We start from the raw sequence: 24194 nt of genomic DNA on the forward strand, positions 1-24194 counted from the left end.
TCAGACGCGGGCTGGATTGGCCTTGACGCTGGCCGCGTCCTGCTCCTGCTCCTGAACGGGGGCGTCGCCGACTGACTTGCCGACGGCGATCACAGCTATGACGGTGACCAGGCTGCAGGCGATGCTGAACAGGGACACCAGCCAGATGCCGCCGCCGTTGGCGGCGATGAGGGCGGTGGCGATGAAGGGTGTGGGCCCGGCGATGAGCGCGGCATTGATTTCCTTGCCCACCGCAATGCCCGTGTAGCGGTACTTGGCGGGGAACATGTTGGCGTTGAGGGCACCTCCGACGCCGTTCGTCGCTCCGGTGACGCCTCCGTAACCGATCACGAGGGCTATGATGGCCAGTGCGAGGTTCCCCGAGGAGAGCATGAGGAAGAACGGCACGGCCCAGAAGACGCAGAAGATCATCGAGCCCAGGTAGACCTTGCGGTAGCCGATCCGGTCACCGAGCATGCCCATGAGCGGCGTCATGATGACTGTGCTCAAGGCAGCGATGATCACGGCCGTGAGGGCGGACGGCCGGTCCATTCCAACCGTTCCGGTCAGGTAGCTCAGGGCGAAGGCGTTGGCCAGGTAGTTGTTGCAGTTGTGGCCGGTCCAGAGCAGGATGGCGCCGATGGTGTTGCGGGGGTACAGCCGGAACACTTCCAGGAACGGAACGCGCTTCTTGCCCTCGATTCCGTTCTTTTCCATGACCTCCCGGTATTCGGGCGTTTCGTCAAGGCTCTTGCGGATATACAGGGCCAGGAAGAAGAGCACCGCGGAAAGCAGGAATGGAATGCGCCAGCCCCAGGACATCAGATCGTCCTTGGGCAGACCTATGACAATGCTGAACGCAATGGTGGACAGCAGAACACCGCCGCCGGCCGTGCCGTTGACCAGGCCGGTGACGAGTCCGCGGCGGCGCGGAGACACAAACTCGGACACCACGGTCAGGGCACCGGAGAGTTCCGCGCCGGCACCGAAGCCCTGGAGCGCCCGGAACAGGACCAGCAGAATGGGCGCCCAGATGCCGATGGCCGACGCCGGCGGCAGGAGGCCCACCGCAACCGTGGCGATGCCCATGAGCATGATGGTCAGAATCATGGCCGGCTTGCGGCCGATCGTATCGCCAAGATGGGCGATGAAGATGCCGCCCAGTGGCCGCACCACGAAGCCGACGGCGAACGTGGCAAAGGCGGCGAGGGTGGCGGTGGTCGAGTTTCCACCGGGAAAGAACAGCGGGCCGATGACCAGGCCGGCGGCCGCGCCATACAGGGCGTAGTCGTACCACTCGATGAGGGTGCCGACAGAAGAGGCGATGATTGCCTTCTTGGCCCCGGCAGGCATGCGGGTGGCCTGCCGAGAAGGCGGATTAGTTGCTGGGGAGGACATCGTTGACCTTTCCGAAACGGATGAACTCGGCGCTGTTCGCTGCTCTAGAGTTCTAGTGACACGTGTCACGTAGTGGCACGTGTCACTAGAGTACAATCGAGTCGACGACGACGCAAGGTCCTGCGTTTCCGGCCTGCGTCAGCGGCCGGAGGGCCGCTATTCAAGGAGGTGCTGCTTTTTGGCAGCTGTAGACAAGCCGGCCACCAGCGCGGACGTCGCGAAGCTTTCCAATGTCTCCCGGACGACGGTCAGCTACATCCTGAACAACGTTCCCGGCCGGCATATCAGCACGGCCACCCGGGACCGGGTTCTTGCTGCCGCGGAGCAGCTTGGTTATACGCCCCATGCCGCCGCACGGGCACTTCGGGCCGGCCGGAACCAGCTGGTCCTGGCCCTCGTTCCTGACTGGGATATGGGACCCACCTTCTCGGCGGGAATGGAAGCGCTCAACCGGCTGCTCGCGGACCGCGGATACATCCTGGTGATCCACAGCCATTCAGATACTGTCCGGCCACTCACCGCCCTGTGGTCAGAAGTCCGCCCGGCGATCGTCATGGTCTTCGGCAGCCTGAAAGACGAGCATTCGAAGGCCCTGCGGACCGCAGGGATCAAGTACACCGACGCGCGCATGTTCGAGTACCTCAGCGGAATCAGCCGGCTACAGTCCGAACATCTCTGGCGGTCGGGCCACCGGACCCTGGGTTACCTGCAGCCGTCCCACTATGTTCCGCGCGACATCCTCGAATTCCGGCGCGCGGGAGTGAACGAGTTCTGTGCGGAGTATGGTCTGGCGTCGCCACGGCAATTCACGCTGGACTACGGACTAAAGTCCGTGCAGCAACTGCAGGAAGAGTGGTTTGAGAGCAAAGACCCCGTTACCGGGGTCATCGCCCACACCGATGAGCTCGCGGCTTTCGTGTGGACCGCCTCCTCCGCCGATTTCACTCCCGGTGCTAATGCGCTGATCGGCACGGGAGACCGTCCCATCGCCCGGCTCGGCCTCACAACCGTCGGCTTCGACTTCGACAAGGTTGCATTCTTCTGGGCAGAAAACGCGCTGGCCGCCCTAGAGAACCGGAGTCCATCGGAGCACCTGGAGTACCCCGGCTGGATCGTGCACCGGCAAACGGCATAGTTGAATCCTCGCCCGCGCTTCCCTCAGCTCTCCATGGGGCCCAGTCGAACATGCATTGCGCCGACAGCGGCGACACCAGGACTGCCGCGCGGCCGAGGATCTCGTGCGAGAAGGGCTCACATCCCGGGCATCAGCCCCAGCTGGCCCATCATGGAGGCGACGTCCGGGTGGGCGCGGAAGGAGACGATCTTTCCGTCCCTGACGGACGCAAAGTACGTCCCGGATCCGACCACCGACTTGCCCGTGGGCGGAATCTCCTTGTCCCCCATGTGGATCGGCCCGGTGTTGGTGCCGGTGAACTCGATTTCCGCCGCCACCTCGTCGTGGCTGACCACCCTTCTGGTGGTTCTGGCGTGCATGTCGGGGAACGCCTCGAACCAGGCGTCCATGTAGGCCTTGACCTCCTCCCGCGTGCGGAAGGGTGCAGGCGCCATCACATCCTCAAAGGTGAAATCATCGGCCAGCAGGCCGGCGAACGCCGCCGTGTCATGCTGGTCCCAGGCCGCAATTCCGCGGTCGTCGAGCTGCTCTACTTCAGCGCGTGACATCACACATCTCCTCCTTGAAATGTCCTGATGCGCCTCATCGTAGGCCTGTGCGGGCCGTAGTCAACGCTCAGTTGCTAAGGCCGAATCGGGACGGGGCCCCGCCCGCTCACATCACGGTCGGCCTGTCCGGGCGGTCCCCATGCGCCGCCTGCGCCTCCTCGTAGCTGCTGTCGAACGGCAAGGTTTCCATCTCCAGCAGGGGGTTGTGGTCCTGCGTGGCCACCAGCTCGCGGGCGGCTGCTTCCGAGTCCACGCTGGGCATGGAACCGGGCAGGTGCCGCTGGGCGGATTCCGGCAGGAAGTAGATGGCCACCGCGGCGATGGCCGACGTCGCCATGAGGTAGTACGCCGGCATCAGGTCGTTGCCGGTCGCCTGGATGAGCGCGGCAATGATGAACGGCGTGGTGCCGCCGAAGATTGCCACCGCGAAGTTGTAGGCGATGCCCATGGCAGAGTAGCGGTGCGCTGTGGGGAACAGTGCCGGCAGCGCAGACGCGAGAATGGCAACGAAAAACGCCACCGGAAACGCGACCAGGGCCAGCCCGGCGAGCGTGGCCGGCACGGTTCCGACCGAGATCAGAAGAAACGCGGGAAGCGAAAACACCACCGTGCTGATGGCCCCGATCCCGAGCACCGGCCGCCGCCCAATCCTGTCCGAGAGGCGTCCTGTCAGCGGGATGCACAGCGACATGACCACGAGGACGGGGACGGTCAGCAGAGTTCCGTGCACCTCGTCGTAGCCTTTGTTGGTGGTCAGGTAGGTCGGCATGTAGGACGTGAGCGCGTAGCCCACAGTGTTGCCCGCCGCCACGAGGATCATGGCCAGAATGATGCGGCGCCAGTGGTCCTTGAAGATCGCCACCGGGCCCACCGGGCGGAGCTCGTCTCCGGTCTCGTGGTGGGCGGCGGCCACGGCTTCGGCCTCCTGGGTGGCCTTGAAGGCGGGCGATTCCTCGATCTTCAGGCGGAAGTAGATCGCGACGGCGCCTAGCGGCCCGGCAATGAGGAACGGGATGCGCCAGCCCCACGCCTCCATCTGCTCCTGGCCCAGGATCAGCTGGAGGGCTGACACCAGCGCGGCCCCGAGCGCGAAGCCCAGGTAGCTGCCCATGTCCAGGAAGCTGACGAAGAACCCCCGGCGGTGGTCCGGCGCGTGTTCGGACACGAACGTGGTGGCACCCGAGTACTCGCCGCCGGTGGAGAAGCCCTGGATCAGCTTGGTGACCACCAGCAGCACGGCGGCCCAGATGCCCAGCACCGAGTACCCGGGAAGCAGGCCGACGACGAACGTCGCCCCGGCCATCATCAGCAGGGTCATGGCCAGGACCTTCTGGCGGCCGATCTTGTCGCCCAGCCAGCCGAAGAAGATGCCGCCCAGGGGCCGGGCGATGAACGTGGCGCCGAACGTTCCCAGCAGGAACAGGTTCTGTACGGCCTTGTCCGCTTCGGGCAGGAACACCGGACCCATCGTGGTGATCAGGTAGCCGAACACACCGACGTCGTACCATTCCATGGTGTTGCCCACGATGGTCCCGCCCAGCGCCTTCCGCAGGGTCCGGTGGTTGACGACGTTGACGTCGGACACGCGCAATCGCCGCTGCTGCAGATGGTGCTCTGTCATGGCTCGGTCACCGCCTGGTTACAGGCTGGGCACGTGCCGAAAGTTTTCCGGCATCCCCGGTTCGGTGGAAGCCCAACTCTCCGTCCATCTTCCCACCGCCCACCCGGCACAACAATGAAAACCCGCAGTTGCGCGCATAACGAGGGCTCCGCCGTCGTCCGTTTCCGGCACCGCCGAAGCCGCCGCACAACATTCCGCGCCTACAGCCCGGAACGCTCCGGAAAGCACCGTTTCCCCTGCCCAGGCGCGGTTTTCAGGAGTAGGATTTGGGCGTCGGCAGGGAGTCCTGCGACTCCTGCCGCGAGGCCAGCTCTCCATCTGAAGAGCGGGTACCCAGCGTGAAAGGGAGACAAATGACCACCGCTTCACATCCCGCCCACCACCACGCAATGGGGTTGTCCCTGCACAACACCGCCATGGGCCTGGGTGTGGTTTTCCTGCTGGTAGGCGTCCTCGGGTTCATCCCGGGAATCACCACCAATTACGGCGCCATGACCTTCGCCGGACACGACTCCGGAGCAATGCTGCTCGGGGTCTTCCAAGTGTCCGTGCTGCACAACATCGTCCACATGCTGTTCGGCGCCGCCGGCATCGCCATGGCCCGCACCGACCGGACAGCCCGCCTGTTCCTGCTCGGCGGCGGCATCGTGTACATCGTCCTGTGGCTCTACGGCCTGGTCATCGACATGAACACCGGCGCCAACTTTGTCCCGTTCAACACCGCCGACAACTGGCTGCACCTGATCCTCGGCCTCGCCATGATCGGCCTGGGCCTCTGGCTCGGCAGGGACGCAATGGAGACCAGAAGGGGAAACGCCCCATAGCGCCACCCCCGGTTCGTGGAAAACCGACGACGGCGGCCGTCCCCCGGGCAGGAAACCTGCCCCGGGGGGGGCGGCCTACGCCATTATCAGAGGCGCGATCCTGGCCTGGTGTTGCCGGCCGCCCTCTAGTCATTCATCGTGCGCAGGGTGATGCGAAGGGATCGGGCGGCCTTGGCCGCAGCCGCGCGGGGGTCCGCCGTACCGGCGCTGACGTCCGCCACGGCCTGGGCAATTGCCGCGTCAGCCATCGCAGCGCCCGCAAGATCACCTTGGCCTTCGAGGATGCCCCAGTGCCTGAGGTCATTAACACCTTGGAGCAGGACGGAGAGAACCTCGGCGGAGTAGAACCTTCCCAGCGTATCCCTCCGGCCGACGCCCACCGGCATCGCCCGCCAGGCGTCAGCATATTCCGAGGGGTTTGCAGCGGTTCCGGCGCGAACCGGAAGACGTTCCTCCGGGGCAACCGACAGCCAGTCCGTGTAGCCCTCACTCAGGACGTACTCCACGAACTTCTTCGCCCGGTCAGTGTCGGAATCGTTGGTGATGGCCCAGGAGCTGATGTCGCCAAAGAGTGCTGGCCGATGGCCGCCGCTTCCCTGGATGCCAGCCACCACGCCTGTGGTCCTAGCCAGGAATCCAGGGTCCAGATTGCAGCCGGGGCAGCTGGGCCTGGCGTCGGCCCTCATTCCCGCCAGTTCATCCAGCAACAAGGTGGGCCAGACAGCCATTGCGACCGAGCCCGAAAAGTACGCATTGCGGACTGTGCCGGGGTCCTGGATGCCGGGAACGGAGTAGTTCCTGAGCATGTCGCTGTAGAAGCCGAGTGCCCCCGCGCACTCGGGGCTGTCAAAGGTGATGACCCGCCGTGCATCGACCAGTTCACAGCCGTTGCCTTGGGCGATGTGCTCAAATGACTGCCGGGTAAAGGCTTGCCCTACCGTGTTGGCCGCAACGAAACCTGCCAGCCCGGGCCTGTGCAGCTTTTCTGCGGCGGCCCTGATGCGGGCGTAGGTGGTCGGTGCTGCCAAGCCGGCCTTCGCGAACAGGTCTTTGCGGTAGTACAGGACCTGCTGCCAGGACGCGGCGGGCACTGCCAACTGCCTTCCGCCGTCGCGGGTCAGCTCCAGTGAACGCCGTGACCACGTCCGTTCCCCCAGGGTTCTGACCACGCCGGCGTTGGCTTCGGCGCTGACGTGTTTGCCGACCGCGAGGGCGCGCACATCCCCCAGTGAAATGCCGCCAATGACGTCGGGCAGGTTGCCGGCAGCCGCTGAAGAGTTCAGGGTCTGGTTGAACGTGTGCTCAGGCACGCTGACGAGTTGCGCCCTTAGGCCAGTGGCGGCCGTGAAATCGGCGGCGAGCGCCTGCATTCTCACGACCCGGTCCGGAAGGACGTCCGAAATCCAGACGGTGATGTGCTCAGAATCCGGGACCTTTTCCGGGGAAGCACCGGGCCCGTGATTGGAGGTGCAGCCGGCGAATGCCGCTGCTGCCAGCGACGCTGCAGCCAAGAAGCGAACGGGCGCCCAGCCCCTGGTTCTGTTCACCACGGGTGATCCTGCTTGGTTGGGTTTCGAATGTTTCCAATGCGGGTTCCGGCTGGTCAAAGACAGCCACACGCGGACTACCCTTCAAGGCTATCGCGGCGCTAAAGGAGTGTCAGGAGCATGCGGGTCCACCCTCACATGCATCCTTCCAGTCACGATTCTTAAGACTTTCTTAGCAACGGTGGGGAACGATCGAACGAGAGAAACCGCGCGGCAGAGCACTGTCCAGCGCAGAACCACTGCCACCTCGGAGGATTACGTGAACGGACCAATCCCGGCCAATCAGCCAACGGCACTCGAACCGCCCCGCACGCCCGCCGCTGCCAGCGCGATGTTTCCGGCACTCCCCCAGCCCCGGCGCTGGCTGCTGCTGGGTACGGTGCTCTGCGCCGCCGTCGTCGCGCTGGGTCTCGCCGTACAGCTGCTGCCCGGCGAGACCACGGCCGAACTGCAAGTGGACCAGGACCTCAGCCACTACCACGTTGCCGTGCTGACCGCCGTCGCGATGCTAATCAATGTCCTGTTCGGCCCCGTTGCAGGCCTGGGCCTGGTTGCCGCCATCACCATGACCCTCTGGCTGGTGCGCCGCGACCTGGCCCGGGCCGCTGCCTTCTGCCTGGTGGCGTGTTCGGGCTGGTTGGCCAGCGAAGTCTTCAAGCTCATCATCGGCCGGCAGCGGCCCAACCCGGCGCTGCTCTTCGACCCGCTTGCCCCGGAAACCGGATCAAACAGCTTCCCCAGCGGTCACGTCTCGTTTGCCGTGGCCCTGACCTACGCCCTGTACTTCCTGAGCCGCGGCACCCGCTGGTCCAGGCCGGTGGCCGCAGCAGGGGCAGCCATGGCCGTGATCGTAGCCTGGTCCAGGGTGTACATAGGGGTGCACTACCCCACCGACGTCGTCGCCTCCTTCCTGGCGGCAACCGCCGCGGTGGTCCTGCTCGCCGGGCTCTGGAACCGCTTTGCTCCCCGGCTCCTGGACCGCCTGCCCGCAACGCTTTCCTCCCATCCCAGCCGACACTAAGGACCACACCATGCACCCCATCCTTGCCCCTGAAGTGGTCTCCGCCCTGGCCAGTGCAAGCGGAACGCCCTCCCTGCTGGACCCGGCCAGCCTGCTGGGCGGACTCGGGCCGGCCGCCCTGGGCGTCATCGCCGCGATGGTCTTCATCGAATCCGGCGTACTGTTCCCGTTCCTGCCGGGAGATTCCCTGCTTTTCACTGCCGGGCTGCTGCACCAGCAGCTGAACCTGGCACTGCCCGTCCTCATCGGGGTAATCACCGTAGCCGCCGTGGCCGGGGACCAGGTGGGGTACATGCTGGGCCGCCGCTTCGGCCGGAGGTGGTTCAAGGACGACGCCAAAGTACTGAAAACCGCCCACCTGGCCGCCACCGAAGACTTCTTCCGCCGGCACGGGGGTGCAGCGGTGATCCTGGCACGCTTTGTGCCAATTATCCGGACCTTCGCGCCGCTCACCGCCGGCACCGCCCGCTACGGGTACAAAGCCTTCACGCTCTGGAACATTGTGGGCGCTGTGGCCTGGGCGACGTCAGTGACGCTGCTGGGCACCTGGCTGGGACACTACGAAATCATCGCCAAAAACATTGACGTCATCGCCGTGCTGATGGTCCTGGCCTCCGTGGTGCCCTGGGCCGTGGAATACCTCAGGCGCCGCCGCAAAACCCGCGGCGCCGCCGACGAACGTTCCCAAAAGGACGACAACGCTTCTGCCGGCGACCCCAGGGAGCTCGGCACGGTGGCCGGCAGAGCCCGGGGAGACGCGGTCACGGAAGAATAGACGGCATGACCACCCCCGCCCGGCCCACCCTGCTGCTCGCCGAGGATGACCCCGCCCTGGGTCCGCTGATCGCAGAACTCCTGGAGGCGGACTACAGGATCCGGCTGGCGGCCACCGGCCAGGAAGCCCTGCACCTGGGGCTAACGCAGCCGTGGGACGTGATGGTGATTGATCGCGGCCTTCCCGTCGTGGACGGACTGGCGGTCATCGCGGCATTGAGGGCCAGGGGCATCGCGACACCCATATTGATACTCACGGCGCTGGGTGAGACGGACGAAAAGGTCCGCGGGCTGGATGCCGGCGCCAACGACTACATGACCAAGCCGTTCGACGCCGGCGAGCTGGCAGCGCGCCTGCGCGCACTGACACGGACGTTCGCCCAGCCCGCGGGCCCGGTGAGCATCGGCACCTGGGAGCTCGACCCGGCGTCGCGCTCTGTCCGTTCCGTGTACGGCAACCTGGTGACGCTGACCGCGAAGGAAGCCGAACTCCTGGCAGCGCTGGCCGCCGAGCCCGGCAGGGTTTTCACCCGCGATGAACTGCTGGCCGCCCACTTCCACTCCACAGACCAGCCCGGCGTCATCGACACCTACGTCCACCACCTGCGCCGGAAAATCTCTCGGAACGTCATCCGCACCGTCCACGGCGTGGGCTACCAGATCGGCGACGCATCATGACCCCAACCCCCAGCTCCGGCGACCCTGACCGGGACACCCTCCGCCGCGCCTCGCTCAAGGTGGCGCTGCGCATCAGCGCCGGGGTGGCCGTGCTGGTCCTGGTCCTGATGGCCGCCGCCACCGTTTTCCTGATGAACAAGCTGGCACATCCGGTTCCGCCCGGGGCCACCGCGGGTGAGGCCTACACCTACCTGGATTCGAAGGACCTGATCGAAGGGATGATCCTCGCCGGCCTGGCAGGCATTCTGCTGGCTGGCGGGGTGGGGTGGGTCAGTGCACGCAGCGCCATCCGGCCGCTGGGAGAGGCCCTGGCCCGGCAACGCCGCTTTGTCCAGGATGCCAGTCACGAGCTCCGCACCCCCCTTGCCATTCTTGATGCCCGTATCCAGCTCGCGCAGCGCCAAGTGGACCCGGCGTCCGATCCGGCACAAGCCTTGGCCCGGATCCGCGAAGACACCGCCACTCTGACGGGAATCGTCAACGAACTTCTTCTTACCGCAACGGGGCCACTCAGGGGTGACGCGGGGCCTGTGGACGTGGCCGGGATTGCCGGGTCCGTTACCGAGAGCCTGCAGGACCTCGCCGGCCGGCAGGGCGTCAGACTCGCCTTTTCCGATGGCGGCCCAACTCTGGTACGCATGGACCCGGGCTCGTTGCGGCGCGCAGTGCTTGCCCTGGCGGACAATGCGCTGGCCCACACCCCAGCCGGCGGCAGCATCACCGTCGGCACCTCCATTGAGGGTTCCCGCGTGGTGGTTTTGGTGACCGATACAGGTACCGGGATCACCGGAGTGGACCCGGAGCGGATTTTCGACCGGTTTGTCCGCGCCCCTGGACTGGATGGATCTTCCGGCAAGCGCAGCTTCGGGATTGGCTTGGCCCTGGTCCGCGATATTGCCAGCACGGCCGGCGGCACAGTGGAGGTGGTTCGCACTGGGCCGGAGGGAACTGCCATGCGGCTTGCTCTGCCTCATGCCAGGCTCTGACGCGCCGGGCTTTGGGGAGGTTCTGAGCACGGCGACATTTGCCGATGCGGAGGTTCCGTGGGCACCGCGATGACTTCTTGCGGGCATAACTGCCGAGGGCTAACGTGATCCCATGGCCGGCGCGCCGCGGGCCGCGACTTTCATTGCGGCCATCTTGCTTCTGGCGGGATGTACCTCTCCCCCGCCATCCTCCGATGGATCGACATCTGCGATTTCCATCCCGGAAGCTACTCTTTCCCATCCGACAGGCGGACCGGATGGGTTAGAACTCGTCACAGTGGCTGCCGACGAATTTGGACTCGCTCCCGTTTCGCAGTCGACGGACCCGTCGAAAGCGTCGATCACAGCCTGGGCCGAACAGTACTGCGCAAGGGCGGAACTCTCGCCGTGCACAGGAATTGAGGATCGCAGCGCGCCACTTTGCATCGAGAAATGGGACTGCCACCCGGCGCTCCTGGTGCCCTTCGAGCAAGGAGTGGCAGCATTCGTATCGGGCGGTGTCTTAGAGCAACCCCAGATCTTCGCAGTATGGCGACCCGAGTCCGACCCTGAAGCCGCCAAATATGGCGGCGCCCGGAAGATTCTTGACGGGTACCTTCTCACCGTGGGAGTGTGCCCTGACGATGGGCGCGGGAATCCACGAGGGACTACTTGCCGGTAAATGGGCTGACCCGCGAAGCCCGCGGTGAACCGACGCGGGAATTCAGCGCCTGGTCTCGTACCTGGTCAGGACCACACCGTCGCTAAACGTCCCGGTCTCCACCAGGTTCAGGTTCACCCAGTGGTCCAGGGCTGTGAAGAACGGCGTGCCGCCGCCCACCAGGACCGGATGCGTGGCGAGAACGTACTCGTCGATCAGCCCGGCCCGCATGGCCGCCGCGGCGAGAGTTGCACCGGCGATGTCCATGGAGCCGCCGTCGTCGGCCTTGAGCCGGGTGATCTCGGTGACCGCGTCCCCGGTGACCAGGCGGGTATTCCAGTCGACCGTGGTGATCGTCGAGGAGAACACCACTTTCGGCATGTCCCGCCAGCGGCGGGCAAACTCGATCTGCGCAGGTATGGCGCCAGGCTGCTGGTCGGCGGTCGGCCAGTGGGAGCTCATCGTCTCCCACAGTTTGCGCCCGTACAGCGCCAGGCCCGTCGCCCCCACCCGGTCGGACCACCATTGGAACAGCTCGTCGCTCGGTACGCTCCACCGAGGTCGTCGCCGGGCGCGGCGATATAGCCGTCCACGCTCACGTTCATGCCGAAGGTCAGCTTGCGCATGGCGTCAGTCTCCCGTGAGCCGGTATTCGTTGTACAGACCGGCACGGGGCCCGGAAATCACCGGCCGGGCCGCACAGAGGGCCAATTGGCCACACCACGCCCCTGGAAATCAGTCCTTGGTGCTGAAGGCGGCGTCGAAGCTGGTTTGGGAGGCGGGGAAGTCGAATTTTTTGAGGGCGTTGAGGGCTTCGGGGGCGCCGTGGAGGCGGTCCATGCCGGCGTCTTCCCATTCGATGCTGATGGGGCCGGTGTAGCCGATCGCGGTGAGGGCGCGGAAGGAGGATTCCCAGGGGACGTCGCCGCGTCCTGCGGAAACGAAGTCCCAGCCGCGGCGGGGGTCGCCCCAGGGCAGGTGCGAGCCCATCACGGTGTTCCGGCCGGTGAACCGGAGCTTGGTGTCTTTGCAGTCGACGTGGTAGATCCGGTCCTTGAAGTCCCAGATGAAGGAGACGGGGTCGATGCCCTGCCACATGAAGTGGGAGGGGTCCCAGTTCAGGCCGAACGCTTCGCGGTGACCGATTGCTTCGAGGGTGCGGACGGTGGTCCAGTAGTCGTAGGCGATCTCGGAGGGGTGGACTTCGTGGGCGAAACGGACGCCGTTTTCATCGAAGACGTCCAGGATGGGGTTCCAGCGGTCGGCGAAGTCCTGGTAGCCGGCGTCGATGACCTTTTCGGGGACGGGCGGGAACATGGCGACGTACTGCCAGATGGAGGAACCGGTGAACCCGACGACGGTGTCCACGCCCAAAGCGCGGGCGAGGCGGGCGGTGTGTTTCATTTCCTCGGCGGCACGCTGCCGGACGCCTTCGGGGTCGCCGTCGCCCCAGACCTTGGACCCGACGATGGCTTCGTGGCGGAAGTCGATCGGGTCATCGCACACGGCCTGGCCCTTGAGGTGGTTGGAGATCGCCCAGACCTTGAGGTTGTACTTTTCCAGGACTGCGAGTTTGGACTCGACGTAGCCGGGTTCGTCCCAGCGCCAGGCGTCCAGGTGGTCGCCGGAGACGGCGATTTCCAGGCCGTCGTAGCCCCAGCCGGAGGCGAGCCGGGCGACTTCCTCGAAGGGCAGGTCGGCCCACTGGCCGGTGAACAGGGTGTACGGGCGGGGCATTTGGCGTCCTTTTGAGCGGTGTCGAAGATCAGACCAGGGGTGTGCAGGGAGTTACGGAGAACGGTACGGCCAAGAGGGGCTCCACCTCCTTCACGAAGTCCTTGACGTGGGCTTCCTCGTTATGGGCTTGGAGGTCTTCCCGACTAGCCCAGCCCTCGATAAGGACGAACGTACCGGGCCTCTGATCATCGGAGAAAACGGTGTACTCGAGACATCCTGGATCTTTTCGGCTTTCCGCCTGCAGAGCACGGAGCACATCCTGAAGATCGGTTTCATGCCCCGCTTTGGCAATGAAGACCGGCATCAGCCAGACTTCGGCAGTGTCCTGTGGGGCTGGGAGGGTGTTGGGCATTTTCCGTCCTTGGATGGTTCCTGGGGGTGGGCGCGAGGGACGGCCCAGGGCCGTCCCTCGCGAGTTGGTCAGATCAACTGTCGATCTGCGGGACCTCGACCCAGGATTCTTTTGCAGCCGACTCGACGATGGCGTCGTCGATCAGGGCGACCTGGTAGCCGTCCGCGAAGTTGGGGCTTACGCTGCCGCCTTCTGCGATGGCTTTGAAGAAGTCATGTGCTTCGATGATCTTCGTTTCGCCGTAGCCGATGCCGAGCGCCGGAATGGGCCAAAGACCGTCTCCGTACGGGTGGGCCGGCCCGGTGTAGACCGTGCGGAATCCGCGGCGGTCGGCCTTGTCGGAGGCGAAGGCTACCTGCAGTTCGTCGCGTCGTTCGTAGTTGAAGACGATGCTTCCCTCGGTTCCGTGGATTTCGAAGGTGATGTAGTTGTTCCTTCCATGGGCGTTGCGTGTCGCTTCGACGGATCCGACGGCCCCGTTGGCGAAGCGGATCATGGTCATGACTTCATCATCGACATCAACCTGGCCGCGCGGGCCTTCCCCGCCCCGTACGGTGCCAAGGGCGTCCGCCCCGCCAGCCTGAAGCGGTCGTTCCGGGATCCAGGTTGACAGGACTGCATTGACGGCGCTGAACTCGCCGACGAGGTACCTTGCCATGTCAAAGACATGCGTGGCGATGTCACCAAGGGCACCGGAACCTGCAACGGATTTCTGGAAGCGCCAGGACAGCGGGGAGTTCGGGTCGGCGCTCCAGTCCTGCAGATAGGTGCCGCGGAAGTTGAGGATCTGTCCGATTGCCCCTTCCTCGATGTATTTCTTTGCCAGCGCGACTGCGGGGGTGCGCCGGTAGTTGAAGGCCACCATGTGGACGATGTCCTTGTCTTTGACAGCGTCGTACATCGCCTTGGATTCTTCGCCGGTGCGGGCCAGTGGCTTTTCGCAGATGATGTGCTTGCCTGCTTCGGCCGCGGCGATGGCAATTTCGGCGTGGAGATGGTTGGGTGTGGCGATGTCTACGACGTGGATGTCCGGGTCGTCAATGATGCTGCGCCAGTCAGCGGTGGAGTTCTCGAACCCGAAGCGGCGGGCCGCTTCCGCGGCGAGATCGGGGTTGGCTTCAGCGATGACTTTGCGGACCGGGAGGGCCGGTGCCGGCCAAAAGAACATGGGCATGGCGGCGTAGGCCAGGGAGTGGGCCTTGCCCATGAAGCCGCCTCCGATGAGGCCGACGTTGAGGTTTTGCATGTGAATCCTGTTCCTTCCGGAAAGTTCGGGACACGCTGGCTGCGGCTGTCCCTCGCGGGTTGAAAAATAGTTAAAGGAGCTTTTCGAGGTATTTCTTGCTCAGTTCCGCTGCGGCTCGCGGGTCACCGTCGTAGTTGTCGAGTTCGACCATGAGCCAGCTGTCGTATCCGCTTTCGCGGATCGCGGCGATGATGTCCGGGAAGTCAAGTTCTCCCTGTCCCAGGGGCAGGAAATTGAAGGGCTCCTTCTGGAAGTCCTTGAGGTGGACGTGCTGGATCCTGTCGGGGTATTTCCGGATGACCGCGGCCGGGTCTGCGCCGCCCGCTGCAAGGTGTGCGGTGTCCGGGCAGAAGCCGATTCGGGTGAGCGGCATGAGCCGGTCCAGCTCCTCCGGGCTCTCGACGATGGTGCTCAGGTGCGGGTGGTAGCTTGCCGACAGGCCGAAGCTTTCTGCGATGTCCGCTACGCTGTCCAGCGCCTCACCGAGGCGCTGGTAGTCCTCGTCAGTGGTTCCGGCCGCGCGCCGTGCTCCGCCACCCACGACGAGCCGTTCCGCCCCGAAGCTCGCTGCCAATTCGGCGGCGCGGTGAATGCGGTGCATTTCGTCCGGAAGGATGTCGGCGTAGATGAAGTTTGCCCCGGTATAGACACTTGTCAGTGCGACGCCTGAACTGCTCAGGATCTCTTTGAGTTCCTCGGGCTTTTCTGCGTACTCCGCAAGGTTGCCGTCGAACATCTCAACGCCCTGATAGCCAACAGATGCGATGTCCTTGACGGCGTCCCTCATGGAGCCGTGGGTCATGTAAAAGAGGTCCTTGACGCTCGTCACGCCTTGCGGGTGGCCAACGACGCCGCCCCAAGTGATGGAACAGTAACCAAGTTTCATTGCTTCTGCCTTTCAACTGCGGAGGAAGACTTGAGTAGATCGAATGGGGTGTCAGTGCCGGGAACGTCCACCCAGGACTGTTGTGCGGCGGAGGTGACGACTGCATCCGTCAGGAGAGCTGCGCGCAGGCCGTCCCGGAACGTGGGCAGGCCTTCGGGTGTCTGCCCCTGAACGGCTGCGTATATGTCGGCTACGAAGGAGTTGAAGCTGTCCTGGTATCCCTGCGGATGTCCGGGTGGGAGTTTCGCGTACCGTCGGCCGCCGGGCGTGCTGAGGGTCTGCGGGCCGACGGCGATTTCGGAACTGGACGCTGTACTTCCCACGTGCAGGGTGTCCGGTCGTTCCTGGTTGAAGCTGAATGACGCTTCAGTTCCGTCGAAGGAGAACCACAGCCGGTTTTTGCGGCCCGGGCTGACCTGGCTGACGACGAGTGAGCCCGTGGCCCCCTTGTCGGTCTCGAACAGGAGCGTGGCCCCGTCCTCGGTAGCAACGGAGGACAACTGGCCGCCAGTTTCGCGTTGGTCGTAGGCCCGGCTGGTTTTGGCCACCAGCCTCGTGATTCTGTGGCCGGTGGTGAACTCCATCAGGTCACACCAGTGCACGCCGATGTCACCGAATGCCCTGGAGGCGCCTCCGAGTTTTGAATCGACCCGCCAGTTTGTGGCTTCCGCGCCCACCAGCCAGTCCTGCAGGTAGGAGCCGTGCAGGAGCCAGAGGTGGCCGGCGTCGCCGCGCCGGATACGATCGCGGGCCTCGCGGACGGCTGGATAAAACCTGTAGACGAAGGGCACACCCGTGACGACGCCTTCCCGTTCGGCGAGGTCTGTGAGTTCCCCGGCGTCCTCAACGCTGGTGGCGAGCGGCTTCTCACAGACAACCGGTTTCCCTGCTGCGATGGCCCTGCGTGCGAGGTCGGCGTGGGTGGCGTTCGGGGTGCAGATATGGATGACATCCACATCGTCCCGTGCGATCAGCGCCTCGGCGGATTCGGCTGCGGTATGGGCGCCGAGCGCGGCGGCTGCCGCTTCGGCGGAAGCCGGGCTGCTTCCGGCGATTGCACTGACTTCGCCGCCTGCTGCGCGAACCGCCTGGGCATGGACTGAGCCCATGAATCCTGTCCCGATGATTCCGGACCGTAGTTTGAGGGTCACGCGGTCTACTTCTTTCGGGCCAGGGCGACGGCCAGGATGATGATGGCGCCGCGGACGACCTGTTGCTGGCTGCTGTCCAGGCCGGCCAGAATCAGGCCGTTGTTGATCAGGCCAATCAGGAGGGCACCGAAAAGAGTGCCCATGATGGAGCCGAATCCGCCGAAGAGGCTTGTTCCGCCGAGGATGACGGCTGCGATGGCGGAGAGCTCGTCGCCCGATCCCCACTGGAACCGGCCGGATTGGAGACGTCCCGCGTACAGCATGCCAGCCACGCTTGCGACCATGCCCGAGATGAGGAGCACCTGGAACTTGATGCGCTTGGTGTTGATGCCGGTGAACTCGGCAGCGTTGCGGTTGCCGCCGGTGGCCAGTACCTGGCGGCCGAACTTGGTGCGGTTCAGCACGACGGCGCCAATGGCCACGAAGATGGCGCTCCAGATGACCAACCCGGGAACGGGGCCGAAGTCGCCGGACCCGAACAACATGTTGAATGTGTCGTTAAGGATGGGCTGCGGGGCCGAGGCGGTGATCCACTGGGCAACGCCTACAGCGATACCCAACATTCCCAGCGTCACGAGGAAGGAAGGGATGCCGAGGAGACTGACCAGTGCGCCGTTGATGGAGCCGACCACGAGTCCAACGGCAAGCCCGGCGAGGACTCCGGGGATCAGACCCCACTGCGACAAGGCCATGGCCGTGCAGACGCTGGACAGCCCGGCTACGGATCCGACGCTCAGGTCGATTTCGGCGCAGGAGATAACGTAAGTCATGCCCACCGCGATGACAGTGATAGTAGCGGTCTGCCGGAAAATGTTCAGCAGGTTTTGCGGGGACATGAAGCCTTGGTCCCGCAGCAGGACGGCGAAGAAGAGGAAGACGACGAGGAAGCCGATGTAGATGACGTAGCGGCGCCAGTCGAGCTCTTTCAGGACCGTTCCGAAACTGCGGGGTGCCGCGGTGTCGCGGGCGGGGATGGTGTTTGCCTTGCTCACTGTTCAGACTCCCTGGACTGCAAGTTGGAGATATTCCTCGTCAGCGATCTCGCTGCGGGGGATGTCACGGATGACGGAGCCGTCCTTGAGGACGAGGACGCGGTCGCTGACCGCGAGTAGTTCGGGGTATTCGGAGGAGATGACGATGACGGCCTTGCCGGCGCTGGCGAGTTCGCGAATCATGTCCAGGATCTCGCTCTTGGTGCCGATGTCGACGCCGGCTGTGGGTTCGTCCAGGATCAAGATGTCCGGGTCGGTGCCTAGCCACTTGGCGATCACCACCTTCTGCTGGTTTCCGCCCGAAAGCAGCCGCACCGGGCGGTTGGGGTGGGCGACCTTGACAGCGAACTTCTTGATGAGGGAGGAGGACAGATCCTTGCCCTTCATGGAATCAAGCAGTGGTCCCCGCTTAATCTGGCCAAGCAGGGGCAACAGCAGGTTGTCGCGGACAGAGTGGTCCAGGACCAGGCCTTGAGCCCGCCGGTCCTCGGGAATGAGGGCGACGCCGGCGTCAATGGCCTGCTGGGGGGAGTTCAGATTGGCTTTCTCCCCGCGGATGAGGATGTCTCCGCTGTCCCGACGGTCGATTCCGAACAGTGCCCGGGCGAGTTCGGTGCGGCCGCTGCCCATGAGACCCGCCAGGCCCAGGATCTCCCCTGGGTGGAGCGAGAAGGAGACGTCCCTTACCCGTGGCCCGGCGTTCAGCCCGCGCACCTCCAGCAGGGGCGCTCCCTCGCGGGCGATATGGTCCCGCTCGCGGTAGGCAAGCTGGCCCTCGATCTTCTTGCCGACAATGCCCTCCACGATCTGTTCCGGTGTCACAGCACTAAGCGGCTCGGTGAGGAGTCCGCGGCCATCCCGGAGGATCGTGATCCGGTCGGCAAGCCGGTAGACCTCATCCATGCGGTGAGAGATGTAGATGATCGAGATCCCACGCTGCTTGAGCCGGTCAATCAGTTCGAAGAGCGCTTCCGATTCGTGACGGGCAAGGCTTGCTGTGGGCTCGTCCATGATCAGCACCTGGGCGTTCTGCGAGAGCGCTTTAGCGATCTCGGTCAACTGCCAGTAGGCCGTGCCGAGCCGGGAGACCTCGGCCTGGGGGTCGACGTCCACCTCCATCTCGGCGAAGATTTCCCTGGCCCGCCGCACCGAGGCGCGGTCGTCGATCAACCCGCCCGCACCGAGCGGCTCAGCGGCAAGAAAGATGTTTTGAGCGACATTCAGGCTCGGTACGAGGCTGAATTCTTGGAAGACCATCCCGATGCCGGCAGCCTTCGCGTCCTGAATCGAGTTGATGGTCGCCGGCTTGCCGCCAATGACGATCTCGCCGGCGTCGGCCTGATACACACCCTGCAGGATCTTCATCAGCGTGGACTTTCCTGCCCCGTTGCCTCCTGCGAGGGCGTGGACCTCGCCCTTCCGGACGTCGAAGCTGACATCCTTCAGAACTGGAACGCCGTTGAAGCCCTTGGAAATCGAGCGCATCTCGACGACATTGTCTGCGGTGTTCATTGTTGCCCTTTCGGGACGGTGCGGGTTTGGGTACCCGCACCGTCGGCTCTGGCTACTTCTTGTAGGACTCTTGAATGTCCTTCGGAGCGTCCTCGTGGTAGACCTGCTTCCAGGCTTCCAGGACGTTGGAGTGGTCGACTGGGACGGCGCTCAAGGCCACATAAGCCGGGGCCTTCTTGCCGATCAGTGCGCCCGCGGCCAGCCGGGCCTCCGTGACTCCCTGGTCGAAAGGAACCTGGGCGCCGAGTCCAACGACGAGCTGGTCTTTGGCCAGGGCAATGGCAACGTTCTTACCGAGGTCCTCGGTGGCGATCTTCAGGTCCTGGCGGCCTGCGGCGCGCGCTGCGGCCATGACACCTTCTGCAGGGACGTCCCACACTGCCCAGATTCCGCTGAGGTCGGCGTATTTGCTCAGCATGGCGTTGGCAGCTGCCTGGGCGTCTCCGGCGAAATCGGGGCCTGCGATGCCCTTTTCCTCCACGATCTGGACATTCGGGTAGTCCTTGGTGATCGTTTCCTTGAAGCCCTGGTAGCGCTGCTTGGTCACGAAGAAATCAGCCTGGTGGAAGACAAGGCCAATCTTGCCCTTGCCGCCGATGGCCTTGGCCATCTGGTGCGCGGCGACGACACCGTTGCCGTAGTTGTCGGCGGAAACGACGGAAACGTAGTCCTTGCCTGCAGTCAGCCCCTGAGGAATGTTGTCCATGAAGACGAGCTTCGCTCCGGCGGCAGCTGCCTTCTTGTAGGCCGAGGCCGTGGCCACGGGGTCAGTGGGGATGGAAACAATGATGTTCGGGTTCTGCGTCATCACAGTCTCGATGTCCGACACCTGCTTGTCCGGCTTAAAGTTTGCGTCCGTTGTCGCGATGACTTTGATGCCGAGCTTGTCGAATTCGCTCTTGAGGCCGTTGGTCTGCGCGGTGGCCCAGTCGTTGCCGCCGTAGTGCATCACGATTGCAGCCTTGGCATTGAGCGCCTTGATCTTCGCAACCTCTTCGGGCGTGAGATCCGCTGCCGATGCCGGTGACGGCGTCTCGCCATTGGGGCCCTTGCTCAGGACCTGTCCCTTGATCTTGTCAAGGGCCTGCTGGGCTTTCTCGGACACGCCGGTATCAGGAGCGTTGGAGCTGGCCGAGGTCGAACTGCTGCAGGAAGCGACGGAAATTGACATTGCTGCGGCCAAGGCCACAAGGGGAAGCCTGCGGATCATCATTGTTCTCCAGTGCTTGTGAGAGGGATAGGTGGGTCGATGGATGGGGGGGTGGTCAGGCCAGGGCTATGGCGAGTGCAGGAGGTACCGGCGACAGGACGAGTCCACCGGCGGCGGAGGCGGTACGGACAGCAGCAGCCTTGTCTGAAGCCCTTAAAAGGGCCTCCGCATGTTTTTTGTCGACGAAGAGTCCAAGAGAGCACGGTCCGTGATGGGCCTGGACCCACCTCACCGCCTCCCCTGCCGCCTTTGCCATTTCACCGGCCGCCGCAGCGGCAGGGCCGTCAATGGTCGACAGCGACTCGGGTGCGCCCGATTGGTCGACCGAGACGATCAGGCTCGCCCACAGGAGGTTGTCATCGAAGACGCCGACGACACCCGAGGAGCCGGCGGAAAGGAAGGTGCGGACAGCGACTGCGAGATCATCACGTGCTACGTCCGCCAGGAGCAGTTCCAGATTTGCCCACTGGGCCTGGTCGATGTTCCGATGCCCAACGCTCGGATCACGTAAAAGTGCGTTGGCGTTGGTGTCGCTCATCCGCGCTGCCTCTCCATTGAAGTGCCATCTCCGTGATCGTTTACGAAGCTCCGTAAACGTTTACGCTAGCGATCGTAAACGTTTACGGATTTGGGTGTCAAGCGTCACACGGAGTATCGCCCTGGATCCGGGGACAGCGCGGCGACGTAAGATGGTGGACGTACAGCACCGCCGTCGGCTCGGACCGCAGAACGCAAGACAGGAGCATGACAGGCATGGCCATCCCCCGCGACGCGAACGACCGGGTTGCGGACGCTCCTTTGCGCCGGAAGCCGACCATCAACGATGTTGCTCAAATTGCCGGCGTCTCGTTCGGGACGGTCTCGAGGGTCCTCAACAACGCACCGGACGTCAGTCCGGCGACCCGCGAACGAGTACTCCAGATCATCAAGGACATCGGCTACCGCCGCAACCGGGCAGCCACAGCACTGGTCACCAGCCGGTCGACTTCCATAGGCATACTGTCCGACGGCTCCCCGCGGTTCGGCCCGGTAGGGACACTCATGGCACTGGAGAATGTTGCGCGGAAGAAGGGCTACGCCACAACCGTCATCAGTGTCGACAAACCCTACGAAGATTCCGTGCAGGCCGCCCTCGACAGCCTCGACGACACCGGGGTTGGGGGGATCATCGTCATCGCTCCCCTCGTCGACATGGCGGCTGCGGTCTGGAACGCCACATGCCGTGTGCCACTGGAGATGATCGCAGCCGGAGCATCATCGACGCCAAATGTCTTCACGTACTCAGAAAATCAGGAGCTCGGAGCGAGGCTCGCAACCCAACACCTCATAGAGCTGGGCCACACCGACATCGCCCACTTCGCCGGCTCAATGGACTGGTTCGATGGGCGGGTGCGAAAACGCGGCTGGGAGGCCGCCCTCCGCGAGGCTGGCCTCGAACCAGGCCTGTGCATCGAAGGGGACTGGAGCCCGCGATGGGCCTACGAAGCCGGGCTCCAACTCGTCCGCGATGGGAGGATTCCCCAAGCGGTCTTCGCAGCCAGTGACCACACCGCCCTTGGGCTAATCCGCGCCTTCGCCGAGAACGGCGTCCGCGTTCCCGATGATGTGAGCGTCGTTGGATTCGACGACATTGAAGGGTCAGACTTTTTCCTGCCTCCGCTAACCACGGTTCGCCAGGACTTCACCGCACTGGCACTCATGAGCACCGAAGTGCTTATCGGTGCCATGGAGGGGCGCGAAGTGGACCGCACGCCGATAGCGCCGAGCCTCATTGTGCGCAACAGTGCCGCACGCACCACTTCCCGCAGCAATTGAGACGTCTAACGTCTGAACGACCGCGGCACCGGCAATTCCTTAGCCCGGTGGGAGTCGTACGAGTTCGTCCGTGACGAGATGCCGTGCTCCCCAGTAACGGCGAGGGTACGGAGCCGGCCGCCCAAGCACGCGGGATAATGGAAGCATGACGGATCGGGATCACGACGAGGACCTGTGGCAGGAGTTTGACAGGCTCCCGGCCGCAGGGCCCGACCGCGTCCAGGGATTGCCCGGCGGAGAGCCATGGGGCTTTGGCTTCCGCACAGGCGTGCGCAGCGCGAGGGTGGCCTTCGGCTTCGCCGTGTACGCGCTGGTCCTTGGAACCGTGCTCGTTCTCACCGGCGCCATCGTCTTTATCAGCCAGGGCCGGTGGCTGCTGCTCGGACTGATGGTCCTGATTGAGACCATCTTCATCTTTGCCTTCAGCTGGCTGGTGGGTCAGGCCCGCAACCGGCGCTCAGGCCAATAGCGGTGGCGGTGCCGCCGTCGTTCGTCTACGCCGCCTTCCGCTCCCGCCACAGCAGCGACACCACGAACGTCACCGCGCTGAGCGCCAACATGACCAGCACCACGCGGCCCCAGTTCTCCTGGTTGACGCCGGTGCCGTAGAAGATGCCGATCATCACCGTCGCGCTGATAGCGCCGACGTACCGGCAGGTCTGAAAGATCCCGGCGGCCATTCCCCTTTCCTCCGGTGCCGCGGAGAGGTACAGCCCCTGGTTGTAAGCGATGCTGGCCGACCCGTACGGGACGCCCATCAGGGCGGTCAGCAGCAGCACGAGCAGGACGGCGAACGACGCTGTCAGCAGCCAGAGTGCCGCTGCCGCCAAGGTCAAAAGTACGACGCCGGCGATCAGCACCCGCCGCGCGCCGAACCGGTCGATCGCACGCACGGCAAGCGGGGTGACGACCACTGACATGGCCGCCAGCGGCAGCATCAGCACGCCCACCAGGCCGGGGTTGTAGCCGCCGGCCTCCTGCAGCAGCTGCGGCAGGCCAAAGAACGCGAAGTAGTAGACTCCGCTGAACACCGTAAAGCCCAGGTACACCAGCAGCAGAGGCCGGTTCCTGCCGAGCAGCCGCAGGTCCAGGAACGGCCGGTCGAAGCGCAGCTCGCGCCAGGCGAACAGCACCGCGAGGACCATGGCGCCGCCGAGGAGCCACCAGCGGTAGCCGGGCAGCGCGTTCAGCAGGCCCATGAGCAGCAGCACCATGCCGCCCGTGAACGCGAGGATGCCAGGGATGTCCGAGTCGCGCAGCAGGGTGGCGATGCTGCCCTGCTCCCGCCGCTCGTCCGGAGGTGCGGCCTTCCGCACGATGAGCAGGGCGGCGAGGGCCAGCGGCACATTGACCAGGAACAGCGCCTGCCAGCCGACCAGGCTCACCAGCAGCCCGCCGACCACCGGGCCCACCGCCGCCCCGGACGTGTTGGCCATCTGGATCCGGCCCAGCGGCCTGGTCGAGGTGGTGTCCGCCAGCCGTGCCAGGGTGCCGACCATGACGACGGCGCTCGGGTAGGCCGTCGCCGTTCCCAGCGCCATCAGCGCGCGGGCGATGCAGACGAACACGAAGTTCGGCGAGAAGGGCGCCAGCGCGCAGGACACGAGCACCAGGCCCATGCCGAGCATGAAGAGTTTCCGCGGACCGAACCTGTCAGCGAGCCTCCCCATCAGCGGCTGGCCAGCGGCGGAGGTGATGTAGAAGGCGGTGATCACCCACGTGACGGTGGCGACGTCGAGCCGGAAGTCCTGGCGCAACACCACCAGAGCGACGGCGATCATCGACGAATTCAGCGGGTTCAGCGCCGTGCCCAGGCTGAGGCCGGCTACGGCAAGGCCGGTGCGGGAAGAGTTGCTCACACGTTCCAGTTTGGCCTACGGAGCGTCATCGTTGCCTTAGGCCACGACACATCCTGCTATGGCTCTGGTCATCTTGGGACCGGCTAAAGGCTACATATAGCGCTGGTGCCGGCCACCACGACAGGCTAGACCTGTAAGAGCCACGACTTCATCTCCAGTAAGGAGTCGCAGGTTCTGCCGTTCCCGCTCGTAACCGACCGCAACAGGCGGTGCATTGCTGCTCGCGCCAAACCACCGCCTTTTCTTCTTCCTGTTGCAGACGCCTGACGAGCGGCCGAAGCCA

The 24194-nt window shown here is 64.6% G+C and carries 22 protein-coding genes and 1 pseudogene; 8 read left to right on the forward strand and 15 right to left on the reverse strand.

Annotation, left to right across the window (positions count from 1 at the left end):
- A complete protein-coding gene (locus tag DBZ45_RS04840; protein ID WP_223256926.1) occupies positions 1 to 1332 on the reverse strand; it encodes an MFS transporter in 1332 nt (443 codons plus the stop codon).
- A gap of 223 nt (positions 1333 to 1555) precedes the next feature.
- Here DBZ45_RS04840 and DBZ45_RS04845 point away from each other — a divergent pair, with 223 nt between their 5' ends.
- Positions 1556 to 2512: a LacI family DNA-binding transcriptional regulator gene (locus DBZ45_RS04845; RefSeq protein WP_190243014.1), complete on the forward strand. Its 957-nt coding sequence runs from the start codon at positions 1556 to 1558 to the stop codon at positions 2510 to 2512.
- Positions 2513 to 2628: 116 nt separating this feature from the next.
- Here DBZ45_RS04845 and DBZ45_RS04850 read toward each other — a convergent pair whose 3' ends face one another.
- Positions 2629 to 3060, reverse strand: coding sequence for an ester cyclase (locus tag DBZ45_RS04850; RefSeq protein WP_111902810.1), 432 nt, complete (start codon positions 3058 to 3060; stop codon positions 2629 to 2631).
- A 106-nt stretch (positions 3061 to 3166) separates the two neighbouring features.
- Positions 3167 to 4681, reverse strand: coding sequence for an MFS transporter (locus tag DBZ45_RS04855; protein ID WP_111902811.1), 1515 nt, complete (start codon positions 4679 to 4681; stop codon positions 3167 to 3169).
- A 353-nt stretch (positions 4682 to 5034) separates the two neighbouring features.
- On the opposite strand from DBZ45_RS04855, the gene DBZ45_RS04860 reads away from it, so the two are divergent.
- A complete protein-coding gene (locus tag DBZ45_RS04860; protein ID WP_111902812.1) occupies positions 5035 to 5505 on the forward strand; it encodes a DUF4383 domain-containing protein in 471 nt (156 codons plus the stop codon).
- 125 nt (positions 5506 to 5630) lie between these two features.
- Here the strand turns inward: DBZ45_RS04860 and DBZ45_RS04865 are convergent, their stop codons facing one another.
- Positions 5631 to 7052: an ABC transporter substrate-binding protein gene (locus DBZ45_RS04865; RefSeq protein ID WP_223256927.1), complete on the reverse strand. Its 1422-nt coding sequence runs from the start codon at positions 7050 to 7052 to the stop codon at positions 5631 to 5633.
- A 259-nt stretch (positions 7053 to 7311) separates the two neighbouring features.
- On the opposite strand from DBZ45_RS04865, the gene DBZ45_RS04870 reads away from it, so the two are divergent.
- Genes DBZ45_RS04870 through DBZ45_RS04885 form a run of 4 tightly spaced genes read left to right on the forward strand, consistent with a single transcriptional unit; the run spans position 7312 to position 10511 of the window.
- Positions 7312 to 8073 (forward strand): phosphatase PAP2 family protein, encoded by a 762-nt coding sequence (locus tag DBZ45_RS04870; RefSeq protein WP_223256928.1) that lies wholly within the window; start codon positions 7312 to 7314, stop codon positions 8071 to 8073.
- Between the two features lie 10 nt (positions 8074 to 8083).
- Positions 8084 to 8848: a DedA family protein gene (locus DBZ45_RS04875; protein ID WP_111902813.1), complete on the forward strand. Its 765-nt coding sequence runs from the start codon at positions 8084 to 8086 to the stop codon at positions 8846 to 8848.
- Between the two features lie 5 nt (positions 8849 to 8853).
- Positions 8854 to 9525, forward strand: coding sequence for a response regulator transcription factor (locus DBZ45_RS04880; RefSeq protein ID WP_111902814.1), 672 nt, complete (start codon positions 8854 to 8856; stop codon positions 9523 to 9525).
- The gene (locus DBZ45_RS04885) at positions 9522 to 10511 is read left to right on the forward strand and encodes a sensor histidine kinase (protein ID WP_111902815.1); all 990 of its coding nucleotides are present in this window, start codon (positions 9522 to 9524) and stop codon (positions 10509 to 10511) included. The genes DBZ45_RS04880 and DBZ45_RS04885 overlap by 4 nt, the downstream gene beginning before the upstream one ends.
- A 703-nt stretch (positions 10512 to 11214) precedes the next feature.
- Here the strand turns inward: DBZ45_RS04885 and DBZ45_RS04890 are convergent.
- The 10 genes and pseudogenes from DBZ45_RS04890 to DBZ45_RS04935 form a co-directional block, all read right to left on the reverse strand.
- Positions 11215 to 11777, reverse strand: a pseudogene (locus tag DBZ45_RS04890) (dihydrofolate reductase family protein).
- Positions 11778 to 11886: 109 nt separating this feature from the next.
- Positions 11887 to 12888, reverse strand: coding sequence for a sugar phosphate isomerase/epimerase family protein (locus tag DBZ45_RS04895; protein ID WP_111902816.1), 1002 nt, complete (start codon positions 12886 to 12888; stop codon positions 11887 to 11889).
- Positions 12889 to 12916: 28 nt separating this feature from the next.
- The gene (locus DBZ45_RS04900; protein ID WP_223256929.1) at positions 12917 to 13240 is read right to left on the reverse strand and encodes a putative quinol monooxygenase; all 324 of its coding nucleotides are present in this window, start codon (positions 13238 to 13240) and stop codon (positions 12917 to 12919) included.
- 73 nt (positions 13241 to 13313) lie between these two features.
- A complete protein-coding gene (locus tag DBZ45_RS04905; protein ID WP_111902817.1) occupies positions 13314 to 14486 on the reverse strand; it encodes a Gfo/Idh/MocA family protein in 1173 nt (390 codons plus the stop codon).
- A 70-nt stretch (positions 14487 to 14556) separates the two neighbouring features.
- Positions 14557 to 15372 (reverse strand): sugar phosphate isomerase/epimerase family protein, encoded by an 816-nt coding sequence (locus tag DBZ45_RS04910; protein ID WP_111902818.1) that lies wholly within the window; start codon positions 15370 to 15372, stop codon positions 14557 to 14559.
- On the reverse strand, positions 15369 to 16523 hold the full coding sequence (locus DBZ45_RS04915) for a Gfo/Idh/MocA family protein (RefSeq protein ID WP_111902819.1): 1155 nt from the start codon (positions 16521 to 16523) through the stop codon (positions 15369 to 15371). Before DBZ45_RS04915 ends, DBZ45_RS04910 begins: the two co-directional genes overlap by 4 nt.
- 5 nt (positions 16524 to 16528) lie before the next feature.
- Positions 16529 to 17515, reverse strand: a complete 987-nt coding sequence (locus tag DBZ45_RS04920) for an ABC transporter permease (RefSeq protein WP_111902820.1) — start codon at positions 17513 to 17515, stop codon at positions 16529 to 16531.
- 3 nt (positions 17516 to 17518) lie between these two features.
- Positions 17519 to 19027 carry a sugar ABC transporter ATP-binding protein gene (locus DBZ45_RS04925; protein WP_111902821.1) on the reverse strand — a complete coding sequence of 503 codons (1509 nt, stop codon included), beginning with the start codon at positions 19025 to 19027 and terminating at the stop codon, positions 17519 to 17521.
- Between the two features lie 52 nt (positions 19028 to 19079).
- Positions 19080 to 20132: a substrate-binding domain-containing protein gene (locus DBZ45_RS04930; RefSeq protein WP_223256930.1), complete on the reverse strand. Its 1053-nt coding sequence runs from the start codon at positions 20130 to 20132 to the stop codon at positions 19080 to 19082.
- A gap of 160 nt (positions 20133 to 20292) precedes the next feature.
- Positions 20293 to 20775 carry a hypothetical protein gene (locus DBZ45_RS04935; RefSeq protein WP_111902823.1) on the reverse strand — a complete coding sequence of 161 codons (483 nt, stop codon included), beginning with the start codon at positions 20773 to 20775 and terminating at the stop codon, positions 20293 to 20295.
- 206 nt (positions 20776 to 20981) lie between these two features.
- Between DBZ45_RS04935 and DBZ45_RS04940 the strand changes: the two genes are divergently transcribed.
- Together DBZ45_RS04940 and DBZ45_RS04945 are read left to right on the forward strand one after the other, a co-directional pair.
- On the forward strand, positions 20982 to 22052 hold the full coding sequence (locus DBZ45_RS04940; RefSeq protein ID WP_111902824.1) for a LacI family DNA-binding transcriptional regulator: 1071 nt from the start codon (positions 20982 to 20984) through the stop codon (positions 22050 to 22052).
- A gap of 145 nt (positions 22053 to 22197) precedes the next feature.
- Positions 22198 to 22521 carry a hypothetical protein gene (locus tag DBZ45_RS04945; RefSeq protein WP_111902825.1) on the forward strand — a complete coding sequence of 108 codons (324 nt, stop codon included), beginning with the start codon at positions 22198 to 22200 and terminating at the stop codon, positions 22519 to 22521.
- Positions 22522 to 22546: 25 nt separating this feature from the next.
- On the opposite strand, the gene DBZ45_RS04950 is transcribed toward DBZ45_RS04945, so the two are convergent.
- Positions 22547 to 23911 carry an MFS transporter gene (locus tag DBZ45_RS04950; RefSeq protein ID WP_111902826.1) on the reverse strand — a complete coding sequence of 455 codons (1365 nt, stop codon included), beginning with the start codon at positions 23909 to 23911 and terminating at the stop codon, positions 22547 to 22549.
- Between the last annotated feature and the right edge of the window lie 283 nt (positions 23912 to 24194).

This window comes from Arthrobacter globiformis, assembly GCF_003261175.1.
Classification (GTDB): Bacteria; Actinomycetota; Actinomycetes; order Actinomycetales; family Micrococcaceae; genus Arthrobacter; species Arthrobacter globiformis_A.

Bases quoted from the DNA above. Each gene is read 5' to 3' on its own strand.
- DBZ45_RS04840 (WP_223256926.1), bottom strand. From the start codon at position 1,332: ATGCCTGCCGGGGCCAAGAAGGCAATCATCGCCTCTTCTGTCGGCACC.
- DBZ45_RS04850 (WP_111902810.1), bottom strand. From the start codon at position 3,060: ATGTCACGCGCTGAAGTAGAGCAGCTCGACGACCGCGGAATTGCGGCC.
- DBZ45_RS04855 (WP_111902811.1), bottom strand. From the start codon at position 4,681: ATGACAGAGCACCATCTGCAGCAGCGGCGATTGCGCGTGTCCGACGTC.
- DBZ45_RS04860 (WP_111902812.1), top strand. From the start codon at position 5,035: ATGACCACCGCTTCACATCCCGCCCACCACCACGCAATGGGGTTGTCC.
- DBZ45_RS04875 (WP_111902813.1), top strand. From the start codon at position 8,084: ATGCACCCCATCCTTGCCCCTGAAGTGGTCTCCGCCCTGGCCAGTGCA.
- DBZ45_RS04880 (WP_111902814.1), top strand. From the start codon at position 8,854: ATGACCACCCCCGCCCGGCCCACCCTGCTGCTCGCCGAGGATGACCCC.
- DBZ45_RS04885 (WP_111902815.1), top strand. From the start codon at position 9,522: ATGACCCCAACCCCCAGCTCCGGCGACCCTGACCGGGACACCCTCCGC.
- DBZ45_RS04895 (WP_111902816.1), bottom strand. From the start codon at position 12,888: ATGCCCCGCCCGTACACCCTGTTCACCGGCCAGTGGGCCGACCTGCCC.
- DBZ45_RS04900 (WP_223256929.1), bottom strand. From the start codon at position 13,240: ATGCCCAACACCCTCCCAGCCCCACAGGACACTGCCGAAGTCTGGCTG.
- DBZ45_RS04905 (WP_111902817.1), bottom strand. From the start codon at position 14,486: ATGCAAAACCTCAACGTCGGCCTCATCGGAGGCGGCTTCATGGGCAAG.
- DBZ45_RS04910 (WP_111902818.1), bottom strand. From the start codon at position 15,372: ATGAAACTTGGTTACTGTTCCATCACTTGGGGCGGCGTCGTTGGCCAC.
- DBZ45_RS04925 (WP_111902821.1), bottom strand. From the start codon at position 19,027: ATGAACACCGCAGACAATGTCGTCGAGATGCGCTCGATTTCCAAGGGC.
- DBZ45_RS04935 (WP_111902823.1), bottom strand. From the start codon at position 20,775: ATGAGCGACACCAACGCCAACGCACTTTTACGTGATCCGAGCGTTGGG.
- DBZ45_RS04940 (WP_111902824.1), top strand. From the start codon at position 20,982: ATGACAGGCATGGCCATCCCCCGCGACGCGAACGACCGGGTTGCGGAC.
- DBZ45_RS04945 (WP_111902825.1), top strand. From the start codon at position 22,198: ATGACGGATCGGGATCACGACGAGGACCTGTGGCAGGAGTTTGACAGG.